The sequence below is a fragment of the Nocardia sp. NPDC052001 genome, from assembly GCF_040680615.1.
In the GTDB taxonomy this organism is placed as follows: domain Bacteria; phylum Actinomycetota; class Actinomycetes; order Mycobacteriales; family Mycobacteriaceae; genus Nocardia.
Genome location: NZ_JBFAXC010000001.1, coordinates 621,023 through 638,374 on the forward strand (window position 1 = coordinate 621,023; position 17,352 = coordinate 638,374).

Sequence of the window (17,352 nt, forward strand, 5' to 3'; positions counted from 1 at the left end):
GTCAGCGGTTGTGCTGATCCTTGTTGACCAGGTAGCCGACCGTGGTCGGAATGAACAGCGCCAGACCCCACGGCACCGCCACCCAGAACGGCCAGAAGTAGCCCATACCGGTGGCCAGCCAGATCAGCGTGACCAGGATGCTCACGAAGACCCAGGGCGTCCACATGATCTTGACCCAGGTCGGGAAGACGCCCGGATCCTTGGCGATGGCGGGTCCGGATTTGGAATTGCGCTGTGCGGGAAGGTCGGACAGCACCGGCGTCAGTTCGCCGTAGGTCTTGGCCGCGTAGACCTGCTGCACACGCTCGTCGAATTCGTGCAGATTGATCCGGCCGTCATCCATGGCCGACCGCAGTTTGGTGACGATCTGTTCGCGGTCGGCATCGGAGGCCCGCATGTTCTCCTGGCTCACGATCCTCAGCGTAGGGCGGTGCGCGGCCGTTCGCTGCCCCGATTGTGCAGGGGAGTAGGAAATTTCACGCGCAGTGCAGGGCGGCCAGCAGCGTGGTCAGGATGGGGGAGGGGCGAATATCGCTGCGCACCACCGCCGATACCGGTATTCGCAGTGGATGTCCGGTGAGCCGCAGGGTCGCGATGCCCTCGGTGTGCGAGTCCGCGTACAGGATGGTCCAGGCGTCCGGCCGGTTGATGAGTTCCATGGTGGCGGTGTGGTCCGGCGGAATGGGCGGGCCGTACGCGGGACCGGTGGGCAGATCGGCGAAGGCCGAGCGCACCACATTGTGCAGCAGCACCTGATCGTGTTCCCCGGGTAGTAATAGCGGATACGCACCGAGCATGGCGAGCGTCACATCCGTGCGCCCGGCCAAGGGGTGTGCGGTGGAGGTGGCGATGACGAGGTCCTCCACCCAGAGCTTCTCGACGGTCAGTCCGGGCTGATCCACACTGCCCCGGATGAGAGCAAGATCACAGTCGCCGTCCGCGACCGCCTGAATGCGCTGACGGAACGGTTTGATGACGAATTCGATTTCCGCACCCGGATGCGCTTCCCGCGCTCCGGCGATGGCGGAGAGCGATCTTGTTGCGAAGCTCATATTGGCGGCGAGGCGAATTCGTGGGCCGGAGGCCCGTACAGCTGCGCGAATGGCGGATTCCAGGCTCAACATTTGCTTCGCAAGGGGAAGTAGCCGAGTGGTCGCGTCGGTGGGTACGACCGATCTTGTCGACCTTTCGAAGAGGGGTACGCCAAGGTCGCGTTCCAGTCGCGCGATCTGATGGCTGATCGCTGATTGCGAAATGAAACAGCGGGTGGCCGCGCGGCTGAAGCTGAGCTCCTCGCAAACGGCTACGAAGTAGGCCAGCTGTCGCAGCTCCACGGCACTTCTCCAATTCATGATCAATCTAGATAAGAGTCATATTGATTATGCGCCCTGACCCCTGGAACATTCACGTTCCGAATCGCGGTTAGTCATGAGAGAAGGAGGCTGTCATGTCGTTCGCGGGTGCGGGTGTAGAGACCGTAGAGGTCGTCATTGTTGGTTCGGGCTTCGGTGGGCTTGCCGCCGCCAAACAGCTCAATAAGTCGAAGGTTCCCTACGTCCTTATTTCGAGTACCCCCGAACACCTCTTCCAGCCGCTGCTCTACCAGGTCGCTACGGGTGTGCTGGGCTCCGATGAGATCGCCCCGCCCATCAAGAACATCCTCGATCATCACCGCAACGGTCAGACCCGCGTCGGCAAGGTGACCGCCATCGACGCCGAGAACGCGATCCTGACCTACGAGACCGCCGAGGGCCCTAAGCAGATCCGCTACGGCTCGCTCATCGCGGCCACCGGCGCCAGCCAGTCCTATTTCGGCCGTGACGATTTCGCGGACAAGACCTACTCGCTCAAGACCATCGACGATGCGAAGGCCCTGCGCGCGCAGATCGATCGCGTCTTCACCGAGGCCAAGACCGCCGATCCCGAGACGCGCCGCCGCCTGCTCAGCTTCGTGGTGGTGGGCGCGGGCGCGACCGGTGTCGAGGTCGCGGGCCAGCTCAAGGAACTCGCCAAGCGGTACTACGACACCGATGATTCGGTGGTCCTGGTCGAAGGCGCGGGCGTGGTGCTGCCCCCGTTCGGCGGCGGACTCTCGGAGTACGCGAAGGGCTCGCTCACCAAGAGCGGCGTCGAGGTGCTGACCGATACCTTCGTCACCGATATCGACGAGGGCAAGGTCACCGTCAAGAGCAAGGACGGTGTGGAGCGCGGTATCGCCGCGGAGACCGTGGTGTGGTCGGCGGGCGTGCAGGTCGGCGGTTTCGCCGAACTGCTGGCCGAGGCCACCGGCTGCGAAACCGACCGTGCCGGAAGGCTGCTCATCAATCCGGACTGCACCGTCGGCGGTCACGCCGATATCTACGCCATCGGCGATATGACCTCGCTCAAGGGCTATCCGGGCCAGTCGCCGGTGGCGATGCAGGAGGGCCGCCACGTCGCGGACATCATTCGCGGCAAGAAGCAGGCGGCCACCGAATTCAACTACTGGGACAAGGGCAGCATGGCGGTCATCAGCCGCTTCAGTGCCGTCACCAAGCTGAACGACAAGATCAAGTTCACCGGCACCCTGGCCTGGTTCACCTGGCTCGCCGTCCACCTGTTCTATCTGGTCGGCTTCCGCAACCGCTTCGCCGCGGTGTTCTCCTGGCTGGTCGCCTTCATCGGCACCGGCCGCCCCGGTTTCGCCGAGGTCGAAAAGACCACGGAGGCAAAGGCTCTGGAACCGCCTCGCGCGGCCTGACCCAGCCCCCGTCCCGAGCCGCCCGGTAGTCCCCACCGGGCGGCTCCTTTGTGCCCGAAACCTGTCGGTGCCCCTCGGTAAGCTGCGGTTATTCGACGGGGAGGGAGAATTCGAATGGGGAACGGAACTTTCTGGGAGCGAGAGCAGTTGGCGTCCGGGACGCCGGAAACTCTGCTGTGGAAATCGTTTTCGGCGGCGTTGGGTCGGACACTGTTCAACCTTCCGGCGGAAACCTACCTGTCGCTTACCGCGCGTGAGTTGTCGGCGCAATTCGTGCGGGGCAGCGCTGAGCTCTACTGCGAAGTCGTGGTCGACGCCGGTGCGGGAGAGACGGCGGCCGTGGCGGCGTGGCTGACCGCACAGGGCTGGGATGAGCCCGATTCCGATGCTCCATACAACTGGCGTCGCGGATTGCCGTGCTCCGCGGCGCTTTCCGACTACGAGCAACTGGCCACGCTCGTTGTAGCGGTGCAGCGTGAGGTCCAGAGGCTATGGCTGCCAGCGGAATTGACGACGGAGACCCGGACCGTCGAAGCTCGGCAGGCTCCTTCGAGTGCGGTCGCGGATCCGCTCGCCGATGTGTATCCGTTGCTGAAGCCGGGCGGCTGGCCCGATGCCGCGCATGCGCCGCACTTCACCTTCGGGTCGGAGCGGCAGCGCATTGTCGTCTCCTACGCACACGATCGGCCCGATTCGTATCAGGCGATCCTCGATGGCCATCCGGAGGCCGATGATGAGCGGCTGCCGGATCGAGCCATGGCCAATCTTGCCGCGCTGCACTACGAGTGGCAGTTCACCGAGTTGCAGTGGCTGCGCATCGCCCATTTCTCCGGGTACGACTTCGCCGCGGAGAAGCTGTTCGATCCGGCCGCTATGCGCGAGGCGCATCGACTATTGGGAACCGGGGAGATGATCGTCTCGGTACCCCGGCGCACCGTGCTCTACGCGTTCCCGCACAGCACCCTGGACACGATGGAGTCGACGCGGCAGATGCTGCGCTTGGTCGAGCGCACCTATGCCGACGATTCCCACGGCCATGCCGCGATCACCCCGCTGCTGTTCGTGGTGCGCGACGGTACACCGGTAAGTGTGCTGGATCCTGCTGACCAGGCTCCAACCCGCAGGCATCATCGGGCGCGCTAACCTGCGGATATGGGTGTTCCTACAACGCGTTTGCTGGTGTTGGCGGTGGTGCGGCTGCTGGGGCCCGTGCACGGGTATGACGTGCGGCGGGAATTGTTGTCCTGGCATGCGGATGATTGGGCGAATGTGAAGCCCGGGTCGGTGTACGGGGCGTTGAATACGCTGGCCCGCGACGGGCTCATCTCGGTGGGGGAGGTGGGGCAGGAGGGGGCGCGACCCGAGCGCACCACCTACCGGCTGACCCCGGAGGGGGAGAAGCAGTTCGGGGAGATGCTGCGGGACGCGCTGTTCGACGCCGATCAGCTCAAGCATCCGTATTTCGCGACGGTGGCGCTGTTTCCGCACGCCCCCAAGCAGGACGTGATCGCGGCGTTGCGCAGTCGGATTCTCAAATTCGAAGCGGCACTGGTGTTTCTGGAGCGGGAGGAGGAGCGGATTCTGGCGGGCAGCGGTAAGCCCGAGGAGGCCGAGCCGTATCACGTGGCCGATGCCATCCGGCTGTCCGCCGATCACACCCGGGCGGATCTGGAGTGGTCACGGCGCACGCTGGGCCGCATCGAGCGCGGTGAGCTGGATGTGTGGACCGACGGTGCGGGTGGTTCCTGGTCGGTGCCGACGATCCGTTAGTCAAGATTTAATAGTCAAGCTTGACTATTAAAAATCTCGTTTCTACCGTTGGGGTGTGGAAACGACACTCGAGCGACGCCACGACGCGGATCCGGCCATCCGGGTTCGCGGGCTGGCTCGCACATTCAAAACCAAAACCGGTGCCGTGCAAGCGGTTTCCGGTATCGACTTCGATGTGTACGACGGCGAGATCATCGGGTTGCTCGGGCCGAACGGGGCGGGCAAGACCACCACGCTGCGGATGATCTCGACCCTGCTGGCGGCCACGGCGGGGGAGGCGACCATTGCCGGGGCGGATCTGCGCACCGCCGCGCGCACCGTGCGCTCCCGGATCGGTTACGTCCCGCAGGGCGGATCGACCTCGGACTATGAGCTGGTCGACGATGAATTGGTCTTGCAGGCAAGACTTTTCGGCCTGTCCAAGGCCGAGGCGATGGCCAATGCGGCGGAATTGGCCAAAGCCCTGGAGTTCGACGGGCTCGGCCGCCGCAAATGCGCCCAGCTGTCCGGCGGGCAGCGGCGGCGGGTGGATATCGCCCTGGGCATGGTGCACCGCCCATTCCTGATTTACCTCGATGAGCCGACCACCGGGCTGGATCCGCAATCGCGCGCGAACCTGTGGGAGCACATTCGGCGGTTGCGCGATGAGGGCACCACGGTGGTGCTGACCACGCATTACCTCGAGGAGGCCGACGCCCTGTGCGATCGGGTGCTGGTCATGGATCACGGTGAGATCGTCGCGCAGGGCTCACCCGAGGAGCTCAAGCGCAGCATCTCCGGCGATGTGATCAGCCTCGAAATCGACAGTGACAGCGCCGATCTCGCCATGGAGATCGCCGAAGCCACGGTCGCCGTGCGGAGCCGGTTGCGCACCGATGGGCATGAGAACGGCCACGCCGGAACGACTCTCGTACATCTGACCGTCGACAAGGGGGATGCGGCGGTGGTGCCGCTGCTGCACGCCCTCGGCGATCGCGGTATCGCTCCGGGTGCGCTTACCATCAAACGTCCCAGCCTGGATGATGTCTTCCTCACCCTCACCGGCCGTTCGCTCCGGGAAGGAAACCACTCATGACATTCCTGCGCGATACCGGTCTGGTGTTCTGGTCCCAGCTCCGGTCGAATCTGCGAAATCCGGTGTGGGTCATCATCGGATTGACCCAGCCGATCCTGTACCTGGTGCTGTTCGGCCCGCTGCTGAAGGGCGTGGCCGGATCCTTCGGCGCGGACCCCTGGAAACTGCTCACGCCCGCCCTGGTGATTCAGATCGGCCTGTTCGGGGCCATGTTCGCCGGTTTCGGCATCGTCGGTGAACTGCGCGCCGGTGTGGTCGAACGCCAGCGGGTCACCCCGGCCCCGCGCGGTGCGCTGCTGGTGGGCCGGGTGCTCAAGGATATGGCGGTGCTCATCGTGCAGGCGCTGGTGCTGGTCGGGGTCGCCATGGCGGCCTTCGGCCTGCGCCCGGATCCGCTCGGCCTGGTGCTGTCGGTGCTGTTGATCTCGGTGATGGCGGCCGGGCTCGCATCGGCGTCGTACGCCCTGGGCCTGTGGGCCAGGGAGGAATCGACCCTGGCCTCGGTGCTGAATTCGGTCTCGGTGCCGATCATGCTGCTGTCCGGGATTCTGCTGCCGATGAATGTCGGTCCGACCTGGTTGCAGAACATCGCGAAGGCGAATCCGTTCTCACACACCGTCGATGCCGCGCGCGCCCTGTTCCGCGGCGACTTCGGTTCGACCGATGTGTACGTCGGCACCATTGTCACGGTGGGCGTGGCCCTGCTGCTCATGGTGATCGGAGCGCGCAGCTTCGCCCGCGAGAACGCGTGAAAGACCTTGACCTGAACTGAGGTTCAGGTTTCACGATGGGATCATGAGCAAGCAGAGAAGAGCCCTGATCACCGGGGCGTCGGCGGGATTCGGGCGCGCGGTCGCGCTCGCACTCGCCGAACAAGGGTGGCAGTTGATCATTACCGCGCGCGGGGCGGCGGAGCTGGAGAAGGTCGCCGCCGCGACCGGAGCGCGGGCGGTGGCCGGGGATATCGCCGATCCCGGACACCGCGAGCTATTGGCCGCGGCCCTGGGCTCCGATCCTTTGGATCTGGTGCTCAATAACGCGAGCGCGCTCGGCCCGAGCCCGCTGCCGACCCTGGACCGGATCGCGCTCGCCGACCTGAGCGCGATCCTGGAGACCAATGTCGTTGCGCCCCTGGCGGTGCTGCAACTGGCCCTGCCGCTACTGCGCGCCGCCGACGGCGTTGCGGTGAACATCAGCTCGGACGCCGCCGTCGGCGCGTATCCGGGCTGGGGTGGTTACGGGTCGTCCAAGGCGGCGCTGGATCAGCTCACGGCGGTGCTGGGCGCGGAGCAGCCCGAGTTGCGGATCTACAGCCTCGATCCGGGCGATATGCGCACGGCCATGCATCAGGCGGCCTTCCCCGGTGAGGACATCTCCGATCGCCCGGAGCCGGAAACCGTGGTGCCCGCCCTGCTGCACCTGCTCGGCACCCGCCCCGCGAGCGGCCGCTATGTGGCTTCCGAACTCCCGGTGTCGTCATGACGGTCGAGCTGGAAGCGGTGGAATTCACCCTCCCGGACGAGCTGTCCGCGACCAGTCCGCCCGAGGCGCGCGGGCTCGCGCGCGATGAGGTGCGCCTGCTGGTCAGCGACGGCGGCGCGGTGACGCACGCCCGCTTCCGGGAGCTGCCGGATTTCCTGCGCCCGGGAGACCTTGTGGTGGTGAACAATTCGGCCATGGTCAACGCCGCCGTCGCGGCTCGATACGGCGAAGACGCGGTCGTGCTGCACTTCTCGACCCGGCTGGACGACGGCGGCTGGGTGGTGGAACTGCGTGACCCGCGCGGTACACCGTGGGCCGGAACATCGCCGGAAACCGGTGCGCGCGTGGGCATTCCGGGTGGTCACCGGGCGGTGCTGCGCCGCCCGTGGTTCCCGGGCGCGGACCGCCTGTGGATCGCCGATACCGACACCGATGTGCCCGCGCTGCTGGCGCGGTACGGCAGGCCGATCACGTATTCCTATATCGCCGAACGCTGGTCGGCCGACTACTACCGCACCGTCTTCGGCCGCGAACCCGGCAGCGCCGAAATGCCGAGTGCTGGCAGGCCGTTCACCGATGCGCTGATCACCGAATTGGTGGCGCGCGGGATCGGGCTGGCGGCGATCACCCTGCACACCGGCGTCTCCTCGCCCGAGACCGGTGAACCGCCGAACCCGGAACGCTTCGCGGTACCCGCGCTCACCGCCGAACTGGTGAACCTCACGCACGCCATGGGCGGCCGGGTGGTGGCGGTGGGCACCACGGTCACCCGCGCCCTCGAATCCGCCGTCGGGGCAGACGGTCTGGTGCACGCGGCATCGGGCTGGACCGAGCTGGTGCTCGGCTGTCACCATCCCGCGCGCGTCGTGGACGGCCTGATCACCGGCTGGCACGCACCCGGGGCGTCACATCTGCATCTGCTGGACGCGGTCGCCGGACCGGAGGTGGTGCGGCACGCCTACCGCATCGCGCTGGGCACCGGATATCTGTGGCACGAATTCGGCGATACCGCGCTGCTGTTCGCGGACCGACCCGGCGCGGACGGCCCCGCGGACGAGGCGTAGAGTCGCCATCTCCGGCGCTCGCGGGGCACTCGATTCGAGGGCTCGGACGGGGGTCGTACCCACTCGGGATACGAGCATCAGTCCTGGTAGGGAACGTTTCGTGGCGGTCGGATGAACGCGCGGTGTGGTCTGCGTCGCGTTCACCGGACTGGCATCGAGACGCCATCCGGCGGTCGCTCCGGCGCAGTCTGGGACTGGCTTGATCAACCGTATGACCACCAAGGCAGCGTCGACTTCCAGCCTGCTCCCACGCGAGTCATATATTGCTCCGGAGCCGCCCCGCACCACCGGCCGCTCCCAGTACTCCCTGGTTGTCGCCTCCGATGCCGAGCATCGGGAAGCGGCGCAGCGCCTGCGGTATCAGGTGTTCGCTGCCGAACCGGGCTTCAGCATTCCCGACAATGGCACCGGCCTGGACGCCGACCGTTTCGATGAGCATTGCGATCACCTGCTGGTGCGCGATGAGCTCACCGAACAGTTCGTCGGCTGCTACCGCATGCTGCCCCCGGACAAGGTGACCGCCGCCGGCGGCTACTACACCGCGACCGAATTCGATTTGGCCGCACTGGATCCCACCGGTAATCGGATCGTGGAGATGGGCCGCGCCTGCGTGGTGCCCGATCACCGCAACGGTTCGGTGCTGACCCTGATGTGGGCGGGCATCCTGCACTACATCCAGCTCACCGGTTACGACTGGATCATGGGCTGCGTTTCGGTGCCGATGCAGGCCACCCCGGCCGACGCGCCCGGTGTGAATGTGCGCGGCGTGCGTGATCTGCTGCTGAAAAAGCATGCGCTGCAAGCTGATCGGCATGTGCGCCCGTACAACCCGGTCGTGGTGGACGGTCGCACCCTGGACGAGCTGGCAGCCCCGGCCCGCCCGAAGATGCCGCCGCTGCTGAGCGGTTACCTGCGCCTGGGTGCGGAGATCTGCGGTGAGCCCGCACACGATCCCGAGTTCGCCGTCGCCGATTTCGTCGCCCTGTTGGGCCTGGACACCATCAACACCCGCTACCTCGAGCGCCTGCAGGGCGCGGTGGCCACTCTCGAGCGGTGATGACCCATGATGCCCGAATGCCCGCCCGCCGCCCCGACCGCGCACGCCTGGATGCCGTCCAGCCCGTGCGGACCCGAATGCGTCGAAACCGCCGCTGAGGCAGGCCGATTCCGTTTCGCGGCCCGTATCGCGGGTATCGGCGCGGTCGCCGTCTCCTTCCCGATCGCCTATCTGGCGACGCCGCGCCGCTACCGGGCCCGGCTGCAAACACGCTATGCCCGGACCCTGTTGTCCTGCTGCGGGATTCAGGTCCGCGTCGTGGACAAGCGCGGCGTTGTGCCCGCGCAGCGGGGCACGCTGGTGGTGGCCGGTCATATCGGCTGGACCGATATCATCGCGCTGTCGGCGGTGCAGCCCACCGCCTTCGTGGCCCGCGCCGATATGATCGAATGGCCGGTGCTGGGCGATATCGCCCGCAAGGTGCGTGTCATCCCCATCGAGCGCGAACGCCTGCGCGAACTGCCCGGGGTGGTGCGGCGTATCGCCGATCGGCTCGCCGCGGGTGAGCGCATCGGCATCTTCCCGGAGGGCACCACCTGGTGCGGTCGCGCGCACGGCCGCCTGCGGCCCGCGCTCTTCCAGGCCGCCATCGATACCGATACCCCGGTGCAGCCGATTCGACTGCGCTATCTGGATCGGCACGGTGAGGTCTGCACCGTCCCGGGTTTCGTGGGCGTCGACACCATGGCCGATTCGTTCCGCCGCGTACTGCGCTCGCGCGGTGTGGTGGCCGAGTTGGTGCTGCAACCCCTGGAACAGCCCGGAACCGATCGCCGTGAACTGGCGAATCGGTGCGAGCAGGCCATTCGCGGTGACGCGGTGGATCGTGCCTTCGCCGATATCGTCGGCCGCGACGAACCCGGTTCGGACCGTACCGAATTGACCGTGCAGGCCCCCGAACACCGGCATCCGAAACTCCCGGTCCGGGTCTGACGGGCGGTTCGGACAGACCGCACGGCACGCGAACTCTGTCACCGCGTGCCGTGCGCGCAGATTTCGGGTAGCTGCGAGCCGGATGTTTGCGAAGATGGCGACATGTCTGAAGCGCCCGGGCGTCTTCGCGCCATCCACAATGCCGCTCTGCTGGTCGAATTCGCTGCCCAGCGTGGGCTGGCGCTGCGGAATGTGCTGTCCGGAACGGGTATTACGCCGGATGATATCGCCGATCCGGACGTCATGATCACCCGTGAGCAGGAATTCGAGCTCATGCGAAATATCGTGGCGGGCACCGACGACGAACCCGGTCTGGGTTTGCTGGCGGGCATGCTGTGTCATCCGACCAGTTTGGGGATCTGGGGTTTCGCGCTCAGCACCAGTGCGACCCTGCGGCAGGCGCTCGAACTCGGCCTGCGCTATCTGGACCTGTCCTTCGCGGCGGGTGAGATCCGGCTGGAAGCCAAAGGCGCACAGGTGGAGATCATTCGCGACGACAGTGCGGTGCCGTCCGAATTGCGGCGCTTCACCCTGGAGCGGGATATGGTCGCCATCGGCATCACCCAGCAGGATCTGCTGCCGCTGCGGCTGCCCGCCGTGCGCCTGGAACTGGCCCTGCCCATGCATCCGATGTACGAGGCGGTCTCCACCCTGCTCGGCGTCTCGGAGATGGTGTTCGACGCCGACCGCTCGGCGCTCACGGTGCCCACCGCGGCGCTGGAACTGCCGCTGCCGCAGGCGAATCCGGCCAGTATGAAGCTTTACGAGGAGCAGTGCGCCGAGATCGTGCAGCGCCGCCGCAATCGTTTCGGGGTCAGCGAACAGGTCCGGGAATTGCTCATCCACCGGCACGGCCTGGCCGAACAGTCCGATATCGCCGCCGATCTCAATATCAGCGTGCGCACGCTGCGCCGCCGACTCGCCGCCGAGGGCACCACTTTTCGGGAACTCAGCTCCGAGACCATCGGCCTGCTCGCCGAGGAATTGCTCAGCACCGGCCTCACCGTGGAGAGCGTCGCCGACCGCCTCGGCTACGCCAGCGTCTCCGCCTTCGGCACCGCGTTCCGCAGCTGGCGCGGTCAAACCCCGGGCCAGTACGCCCGCGAGAATCGCCTGCTGGCGCCATTGCGCGGTCACCGCTGACGGGCCGCCGCTCGTCGCGAGATCGTCAGTGCTCGTCACGGGATTGTTCGGCGAGCACTCCCGCGCGCCGCAGGGCGCGCGCCTGCAGAATGCCGATGGTCGCGGTATCGGCCAAGGCCTGTGCGACGCGAATATCCTTGTCCGGCAAGCCGGTTGGCGCCCGGCCGAAGAGATTCAGGGCGCCGACGGTCTCCTGGCGCAAGCGCATCGGGAAGGCGTGCACGCTGGTGATACCTTCCTCGAGCATGCGCGGGCCGAAGATCGGCCAGCGGTGCGATTCGGCCGTGAGATCGTCGGAGCAGACGGGCTGCCCGGAATGCACGCAATCCCAGCAGGGACCCTCGTTGGTCTGGATCTGGAACAGTTCCAGCTGCGCGGCCTGTTCAGTGGAGGAGGCCAGCACCTGCAGCCCGCGCTGATCTGACATGAGAATTCCGGCGGTGGCGACGTCGAGGAGTTCCACACTGCGGGCGACGAGTCCATGCAGCAGGTCGGTGACGTCATAATCGTCGACCAGGGTGTCCGCCATCTGCACGAAGGCGTCCAGCAGCCGGGACTCCCGATCATTGCTCGTCGGTGCGGCGTTGGACATGCGGGATCTCCTGATTCCTGATTGCCGGCCAGTTCGGTACCGGCGACCGCGGGCGCGACTGCTCGGACGGATACCCAATTCCGGGACCGATAGCCGCCGAACCCTCGATATCGCTGCTAAGCTGGTCGAAAAGCACGATTCGTCTTCGGACCTCGTGTCTTTCTCCGAAACCGCTGTCCTTGACCCCGGCAGTCGAACGCATTTCGTGCGACGACAGAGGGTGTCACAGTGCAGACCAGAACCCAGCTTCGTAATTCCGCGGGTGGTGAGCCCGCGCGCACCGCCCGCCCCGGTCGCGACAGTTACGACGATATCGAGCCCCTGCTGGCCGAGCTCGCGGCCGTCGCGATATCCGATCCGCGCCGAAAAGCGCTGCGGGAGGATGTGATTCGACGCTGTCTGCCGCTCGCCGAACATATCGCCCGCCGTTTCGCCGGACGCGGTGAGACTTTCGACGATCTATTGCAGATCGCGCGGCTCGGACTGCTGCAGGCGGTGGACCGCTTCGATCCCGGCTACGGCGCGACCTTCCTGGCTTTCGCCATCCCGACCATTATGGGCGAGGTGCGCAGGCATTTCCGGGACCACACCTGGGCGGTGCGAGTTCCCCGGCGCGTCAAGGAGATTCAGCAATTGCTCGGCCCGGTCACCGAGGCGATGACGCATCGGCTGCGGCGCGCGCCGACCGCGCGGGAGATCGCGGCCGAACTTCAGGTGGAGCTGGAGGAGGTCACCCAGGCGCTGGTGGCCCGCAACGCCTATCAGACCACCCCGATCGACGCGGTGACCGAGAACGAGAACGGCAATGCGGCGATATCCCGGAACGAGGCGCTCGGCGCCGATGATCCCGAATACCGCCATGTGGAGGATTATCTGGCGGTGCGGCCGCTGATCGCCGAGCTGCCCGAGCGCGAGCAGCGCGTATTGGTCCTGCGCTTCTTCGAATTCCGCACCCAGAACGAGATAGCCGAACAGCTCGGCGTCTCGCAGATGCAGGTCTCCCGCATGCTGTGCCGAACCCTGGATACGCTGTGCGAGCAAGCACTCCGGGATTGACAGCGCCGTTTCGTCCGGGTCGGACCGGGAATAGCCGGGTGGACGAAAGGTGACACCCGGTGGCAATTCTTCTTCAGCACCCGGACGGTTCCGCGCTCGAATGCGTTGCGGTGGCGTTGGGTTGGGACGCCGAGCGCACCGTCGCGAACAGGATCGACCTGAATATCGCGGCGCTGCTGTTCGGTGGTGACGCGTTGCTGGATGTGGTCTATCACGAGCAGCTGTTATCGCGCGATGGCTCGGTCCGGCATACCGGTGACAACCAGACCGGCGAAGGCCGGGGGGACAACGAGGTCATCTCGTTCAATCTGGCCCAGCTCGCACCGGAAGTGACTTCGATCATCGTGGTGGTGACCTCATACACCGGACAGAGCTTCGAGGACATCGACAACGCGTACTGCCGGTTGCTCGATATCGACTATACGAATGAGATCACCCGCTGTGTCCTCACCGGCGGTCCCTATACGGCTCTGGTGATGGGCAAACTCTTTCGCACACAGCAATTCTGGGGTTTCGACAATATCGGGGCGGGCATTCCAGCGGTTCACGTGGCCGAAGCCGTTCCGCACGCTGTCGCCTACCTGGCGCCACTGTCGTGAGCGCGACGGCGACCGATACCCGGCGACGCGCGAACATCGTGCACCAACTTCCGGCGCGGCCCCGGGTATGACATGGTGAGCGTCCGGAAGGAGGATGCGATCGATGTCCAGCGGGCGAACTCGGCACCGGGAGCTCACGGTGCTGCTGGTCGAAGACGATAAAGCCGACGCGTTGCTGGTCGAGGAACTGGTCGACGAGGGCTCCCCCGACGTGCGACTGGTCTGGGTGCGGAGCCTCGCGCTCGCCTGCGAGCGATTGGCCGAGGCGGCGCCGGACTGCGTGCTGCTCGATCTGCACCTGCCCGATTCGGATGGGCTCGCATCGCTCGAGCGCATTCGGGCGGTGAACGACGAGGTTCCGGTGGTGGTGCTGACCGGACTCGATCAGGAGCGCAACGGTTTGGCGGCGGTGGCCGCGGGTGCGCAGGACTATCTGGTCAAGGGCCGGGTCGAAGCCGAATTGTTCGGTCGTGCAGTGCGATACGCGATCGAGCGCAAACAGGCCGAGCGTTCGGCGGTGGCGCTGCGGGCCGGGCAGATGCGGGCGCTCGAGAACGCCCGCCTGGAGCGCGGCCTGCTGCCCACCCCGCTGTTCCGCGGCGATCCGATCGTCGATGTGGTGTCCCGGTATCGGCCGGGTCGCGCGCATTCACTGCTCGGCGGTGATTTCTACGATGTGGTGCAGCGGTCGGACGGCGCGGTGCACGTGCTCATCGGTGACGTCTCCGGGCACGGGCCCGATGAGGCCGCCACCGGGGTGGCGCTGCGATTGGCCTGGCGCACATTGGTTTTCAGCGGTATCACCGGGGCCAGGCAGTTCCAGCTGCTCGATGAGCTGTTACGCGCCGAACGCACCGGACCGCATACCTTCGCCACCCTGACCACCCTGACCCTGCTGCCCGGCAGCCATACGATCCGGGTGATGCGCGCCGGTCATCCCGGCATGTTGGTGCGCACCGGCGCCGATGTGTCCTGGCTGGAGGTGCCGGGTGGACCGGCGCTCGGATTCTTTCCGGGACAAGCGGATTGGCCGATCCACGAGCATTCGGTGCCGCCCGGCGCCGGTCTGGTGCTGTTCACCGACGGACTGTTCGAAGGGCATACCGGCCCGGGGGACGAGCGCTTGGGTGAGCAGGGGCTGCTCGCGCTGGCACGCACGGTGACCGCCGAACGCCCGGACGATTTCCTGGACGAGCTCATCGCCCGCGCCGAGGCGCTGGCCGAACAGCGCGGTGGCCTGGCCGATGATGTGGCGGCGATGTACCTGCGCTGGACCGCGGACAGCCGATGAACAATACCGATCGGGTGCTGAACCGCACCGCGCATATGACGGTGCAGTCCTGGTTCCAGCTGGTGCTCGCGCTCATGGTGATCGTCGCGGTGGCCGGTTCCGGGGTGGCCGGCATCGCCATCGCGCGCACCACCGCGGTCTCGGATCGCCTGTCCCTCCAGATTCAACCCGCCGCCACCGAGGCCTACCGGTTGCAGGCAGCACTGGCCAATCAGGAGACCGGTATTCGCGGTTACGCCATCGCGGCCGATCCGCAATTCCTGGCGCCTTACACCGACGGCGAGCAGGACGAGGCGCGGTCGGTGGCCCGGCTGCGTGAGCTCCTGCACGATCGCCCCGAACAGTTGAACGATCTCGACGAGGTGGAACGGTCCGCCGATATCTGGCGCCGGGACTTCGCCGAGCCCGCGCGAAACGCCGTCACCCCCGGCGTACCGCGCCCGCTCGACGGTGCTCTCGCCGCACGCGGCAAGGCGGCGTTCGACGATCTGCGGGTGCGGTTCGCGAACCAGAACGCGAGTCTGAACGCGGCCGTGCGACAGGGCAATCAGGATCTGACGCGCCAGCGCACCGTCCGCAATGCCGCACTGGTGGGCATGGTGACGGCCTTCCTGCTAACCGGTCTCGCGCTCATGATGCTGGTGCGCCGGCTGATCGCCCGCCCGCTGCACGCCCTGCGCACCGCGACCGGACGGGTCGCGGAGGGCGATTTCGGGCACCGCATCGCCATTTCCGGTCCGGCCGATCTCACGGCGGTCGGTGAGGCGGTCGAGGGTATGCGCCGCCGAATCGTCGCCGAACTCGAATCCAGCCGGGTCCAGGAGGCCACGCTGGCCGAACTGGCCGCCGATCTGGACGCGCAGGCAATGGAATTGCGCCGCTCCAATGCCGAGCTGGAGCAGTTCGCCTACGTCGCCTCGCACGATCTGCAGGAGCCGCTGCGCAAGGTGGCCTCGTTCTGTCAGCTGCTGGAGAAGCGGTACGGCGATCAACTCGACGATCGTGCGAAGCAGTACATCGAGTTCGCGGTGGACGGCGCCAAGCGCATGCAGGTGCTCATCCAGGATCTGCTGACCTTCTCCCGGGTGGGCCGGGTGGACGGCGATTCGGTTAGAACCGGACTGGATCGGGCACTCGATCGAGCAGTGGCCAACCTGGCCTCGGCAGAGGACACCGGCATGCACCTGGATCGCCCGGATACACTGCCCGAGATCACGGGTGATCCGACGCTGCTGATCATGCTGTGGCAGAACCTGATCGGGAACGCGATCAAGTTCCAGCGCCCCGGTGTGCCGCCGATCGTGCGGGTCGGCTGCGAACCCGAGCCGGGTGAGCAGCCGGGATGGCGACTCTCGGTGGCGGACAACGGTATCGGCATCGCGCCCGAATTCGCCGATAAGGTTTTCGTGATCTTCCAACGGTTACACAGCAGGGACGAATACAGCGGAACCGGAATAGGATTGGCGCTGTGTAAGAAGATCGTGGAGTTCCATGGCGGCCGGATCTGGATCGATCCGGACTACACCGGCGGAACGCGTTTCTACTTCACGCTCTTCGACGCTTCGCCGCGATCCGAGGAATCCGCAGCCCCCGAGAAGGAGTTTCGCGCGTGACGCAGCTGGCCCGGCCCATCGACATCCTGCTCGTCGAGGATGATCCGGGTGATGAACTCATCACCCGGGAAGCGTTCGAGCACAATAAGATCGGCAATACCCTGCACGTGGCGCGGGACGGCGCGGAGGCGCTGGACTTCCTCTATCAGCGCGGCGCGTTCGAGGGGGCCCCGCGCCCCGATCTGATTCTGCTCGATCTCAACCTGCCGAAATACGACGGCCGCGAGGTGCTCGGGCGCATCAAGGAGGATCCCGAGCTTTCGCACATCCCGGTTGTCGTACTCACCACCTCCGCCGCCGAAGAGGACATTCTGGGCAGCTATCAGCTGCACGCCAACGCGTATGTCACCAAACCGGTGGATCTGGATCAATTCGTGCTGGCTATCAAACAAATCGACGACTTCTTCGTCCAGGTTGTCCGATTGCCCGGACGGTCGTGAATTCCGATTCAGGCGATCGCGTAGCATTCCAGAACGGAGGGTGACATGAATAGTGGTTCCCCGCAATCGTGTTCGGCCCCGACTACGGTCGGACTCCGGGTGTCCGCCACACCGGATCAGCTGGTCATGCTGCGCGCGCTCGCCGAAACCGTCACCTATATCGCCGATTTCGGTATCGACGAGGTCAGTGATATCCGGCTCGCCCTGGACGAGATCGCGACCGTGGTGATCGGCGCGGCGGTGCCCGGTTCCGCCCTCGACTGCGACCTGACCTATGACGAGCACGGACTGTCCGCCCGCATCGCGGCGGTCACCGCCGCGATGATCGACGCGGACGGCCGCGGGCTCGGCTGGCATATCGTGCGCACCCTGACCGATTCGCTCGATATCGATCAGGGGCCGTATGCCATCCCACAGCGCGGGTACCCCCTCGTCATCGAATTCCGGCGACTTCGCCAGCACGCGCGAGGGCCCGGCCGACCGCACACCTAGGCGGA

Annotated in this window: 19 protein-coding genes; 16 read left to right on the forward strand and 3 right to left on the reverse strand. The window is 66.2% G+C overall.

What is annotated here, in order from left to right:
* Window position 1 precedes the first annotated feature (1 nt).
* Both AB0L82_RS02920 and AB0L82_RS02925 read right to left on the reverse strand, forming a co-directional pair.
* On the reverse strand, window positions 2–412 hold the full coding sequence (locus AB0L82_RS02920; protein WP_364630073.1) for a DUF1707 domain-containing protein: 411 nt from the start codon (window positions 410–412) through the stop codon (window positions 2–4).
* 64 nt (window positions 413–476) lie between these two features.
* Window positions 477–1,334 (reverse strand): LysR family transcriptional regulator, encoded by an 858-nt coding sequence (locus AB0L82_RS02925; RefSeq protein WP_364630076.1) that lies wholly within the window; start codon window positions 1,332–1,334, stop codon window positions 477–479.
* 113 nt (window positions 1,335–1,447) lie between these two features.
* On the opposite strand from AB0L82_RS02925, the gene AB0L82_RS02930 reads away from it, so the two are divergent.
* The 10 genes from AB0L82_RS02930 to AB0L82_RS02975 all read left to right on the forward strand — a co-directional run bounded on the left by AB0L82_RS02930 (window position 1,448) and on the right by AB0L82_RS02975 (window position 11,264).
* Entirely contained in the window at window positions 1,448–2,740 is a 1,293-nt protein-coding gene (locus tag AB0L82_RS02930; protein WP_364630079.1) for an NAD(P)/FAD-dependent oxidoreductase, read from the forward strand.
* A gap of 114 nt (window positions 2,741–2,854) precedes the next feature.
* Window positions 2,855–3,883, forward strand: coding sequence for a hypothetical protein (locus AB0L82_RS02935; protein ID WP_364630082.1), 1,029 nt, complete (start codon window positions 2,855–2,857; stop codon window positions 3,881–3,883).
* A gap of 9 nt (window positions 3,884–3,892) precedes the next feature.
* Window positions 3,893–4,510 carry a PadR family transcriptional regulator gene (locus tag AB0L82_RS02940; protein WP_364630085.1) on the forward strand — a complete coding sequence of 206 codons (618 nt, stop codon included), beginning with the start codon at window positions 3,893–3,895 and terminating at the stop codon, window positions 4,508–4,510.
* 55 nt (window positions 4,511–4,565) lie between these two features.
* Window positions 4,566–5,585 carry an ATP-binding cassette domain-containing protein gene (locus AB0L82_RS02945; RefSeq protein ID WP_364630088.1) on the forward strand — a complete coding sequence of 340 codons (1,020 nt, stop codon included), beginning with the start codon at window positions 4,566–4,568 and terminating at the stop codon, window positions 5,583–5,585.
* Window positions 5,582–6,337 (forward strand): ABC transporter permease, encoded by a 756-nt coding sequence (locus AB0L82_RS02950; protein ID WP_364630091.1) that lies wholly within the window; start codon window positions 5,582–5,584, stop codon window positions 6,335–6,337. Before AB0L82_RS02945 ends, AB0L82_RS02950 begins: the two co-directional genes overlap by 4 nt.
* Window positions 6,338–6,380: 43 nt before the next feature.
* Complete coding sequence (locus AB0L82_RS02955; RefSeq protein ID WP_364630094.1) at window positions 6,381–7,067, forward strand: SDR family oxidoreductase; 687 nt, start codon at window positions 6,381–6,383, stop codon at window positions 7,065–7,067.
* On the forward strand, window positions 7,064–8,131 hold the full coding sequence (locus AB0L82_RS02960; protein ID WP_364630096.1) for an S-adenosylmethionine:tRNA ribosyltransferase-isomerase: 1,068 nt from the start codon (window positions 7,064–7,066) through the stop codon (window positions 8,129–8,131). Before AB0L82_RS02955 ends, AB0L82_RS02960 begins: the two co-directional genes overlap by 4 nt.
* Before the next feature lie 211 nt (window positions 8,132–8,342).
* Window positions 8,343–9,188 (forward strand): GNAT family N-acyltransferase, encoded by an 846-nt coding sequence (locus AB0L82_RS02965; RefSeq protein ID WP_364630099.1) that lies wholly within the window; start codon window positions 8,343–8,345, stop codon window positions 9,186–9,188.
* 6 nt (window positions 9,189–9,194) lie between these two features.
* On the forward strand, window positions 9,195–10,121 hold the full coding sequence (locus AB0L82_RS02970) for a lysophospholipid acyltransferase family protein (protein WP_364630102.1): 927 nt from the start codon (window positions 9,195–9,197) through the stop codon (window positions 10,119–10,121).
* Window positions 10,122–10,223: 102 nt separating this feature from the next.
* Window positions 10,224–11,264 (forward strand): AraC family transcriptional regulator, encoded by a 1,041-nt coding sequence (locus AB0L82_RS02975; RefSeq protein ID WP_364630105.1) that lies wholly within the window; start codon window positions 10,224–10,226, stop codon window positions 11,262–11,264.
* Window positions 11,265–11,289: 25 nt separating this feature from the next.
* Here AB0L82_RS02975 and AB0L82_RS02980 read toward each other — a convergent pair whose 3' ends face one another.
* A complete protein-coding gene (locus tag AB0L82_RS02980) occupies window positions 11,290–11,856 on the reverse strand; it encodes a GAF domain-containing protein (RefSeq protein ID WP_364630108.1) in 567 nt (188 codons plus the stop codon).
* A gap of 228 nt (window positions 11,857–12,084) precedes the next feature.
* Between AB0L82_RS02980 and AB0L82_RS02985 the strand changes: the two genes are divergently transcribed.
* The 6 genes from AB0L82_RS02985 to AB0L82_RS03010 all read left to right on the forward strand — a co-directional run bounded on the left by AB0L82_RS02985 (window position 12,085) and on the right by AB0L82_RS03010 (window position 17,347).
* Window positions 12,085–12,912, forward strand: a complete 828-nt coding sequence (locus tag AB0L82_RS02985) for a SigB/SigF/SigG family RNA polymerase sigma factor (protein WP_364630111.1) — start codon at window positions 12,085–12,087, stop codon at window positions 12,910–12,912.
* Between the two features lie 59 nt (window positions 12,913–12,971).
* Entirely contained in the window at window positions 12,972–13,511 is a 540-nt protein-coding gene (locus tag AB0L82_RS02990; RefSeq protein ID WP_364630114.1) for a TerD family protein, read from the forward strand.
* A 103-nt stretch (window positions 13,512–13,614) separates the two neighbouring features.
* Window positions 13,615–14,802 (forward strand): SpoIIE family protein phosphatase, encoded by a 1,188-nt coding sequence (locus AB0L82_RS02995; RefSeq protein WP_364630116.1) that lies wholly within the window; start codon window positions 13,615–13,617, stop codon window positions 14,800–14,802.
* Entirely contained in the window at window positions 14,799–16,415 is a 1,617-nt protein-coding gene (locus AB0L82_RS03000; protein WP_364630119.1) for a CHASE3 domain-containing protein, read from the forward strand. The genes AB0L82_RS02995 and AB0L82_RS03000 overlap by 4 nt, the downstream gene beginning before the upstream one ends.
* Window positions 16,412–16,855, forward strand: a complete 444-nt coding sequence (locus tag AB0L82_RS03005; RefSeq protein ID WP_364630122.1) for a response regulator — start codon at window positions 16,412–16,414, stop codon at window positions 16,853–16,855. The genes AB0L82_RS03000 and AB0L82_RS03005 overlap by 4 nt, the downstream gene beginning before the upstream one ends.
* 45 nt (window positions 16,856–16,900) lie before the next feature.
* Window positions 16,901–17,347 (forward strand): anti-sigma factor, encoded by a 447-nt coding sequence (locus tag AB0L82_RS03010; protein WP_364630125.1) that lies wholly within the window; start codon window positions 16,901–16,903, stop codon window positions 17,345–17,347.
* The last annotated feature ends 5 nt before the right edge of the window (window positions 17,348–17,352 follow it).

Bases quoted from the DNA above. Each gene is read 5' to 3' on its own strand.
- AB0L82_RS02930 (WP_364630079.1), top strand. From the start codon at position 1,448: ATGTCGTTCGCGGGTGCGGGTGTAGAGACCGTAGAGGTCGTCATTGTT.
- AB0L82_RS02935 (WP_364630082.1), top strand. From the start codon at position 2,855: ATGGGGAACGGAACTTTCTGGGAGCGAGAGCAGTTGGCGTCCGGGACG.
- AB0L82_RS02940 (WP_364630085.1), top strand. From the start codon at position 3,893: ATGGGTGTTCCTACAACGCGTTTGCTGGTGTTGGCGGTGGTGCGGCTG.
- AB0L82_RS02950 (WP_364630091.1), top strand. From the start codon at position 5,582: ATGACATTCCTGCGCGATACCGGTCTGGTGTTCTGGTCCCAGCTCCGG.
- AB0L82_RS02955 (WP_364630094.1), top strand. From the start codon at position 6,381: ATGAGCAAGCAGAGAAGAGCCCTGATCACCGGGGCGTCGGCGGGATTC.
- AB0L82_RS02960 (WP_364630096.1), top strand. From the start codon at position 7,064: ATGACGGTCGAGCTGGAAGCGGTGGAATTCACCCTCCCGGACGAGCTG.
- AB0L82_RS02965 (WP_364630099.1), top strand. From the start codon at position 8,343: ATGACCACCAAGGCAGCGTCGACTTCCAGCCTGCTCCCACGCGAGTCA.
- AB0L82_RS02970 (WP_364630102.1), top strand. From the start codon at position 9,195: ATGATGCCCGAATGCCCGCCCGCCGCCCCGACCGCGCACGCCTGGATG.
- AB0L82_RS02975 (WP_364630105.1), top strand. From the start codon at position 10,224: ATGTCTGAAGCGCCCGGGCGTCTTCGCGCCATCCACAATGCCGCTCTG.
- AB0L82_RS02980 (WP_364630108.1), bottom strand. From the start codon at position 11,856: ATGTCCAACGCCGCACCGACGAGCAATGATCGGGAGTCCCGGCTGCTG.
- AB0L82_RS02995 (WP_364630116.1), top strand. From the start codon at position 13,615: ATGTCCAGCGGGCGAACTCGGCACCGGGAGCTCACGGTGCTGCTGGTC.
- AB0L82_RS03000 (WP_364630119.1), top strand. From the start codon at position 14,799: ATGAACAATACCGATCGGGTGCTGAACCGCACCGCGCATATGACGGTG.
- AB0L82_RS03010 (WP_364630125.1), top strand. From the start codon at position 16,901: ATGAATAGTGGTTCCCCGCAATCGTGTTCGGCCCCGACTACGGTCGGA.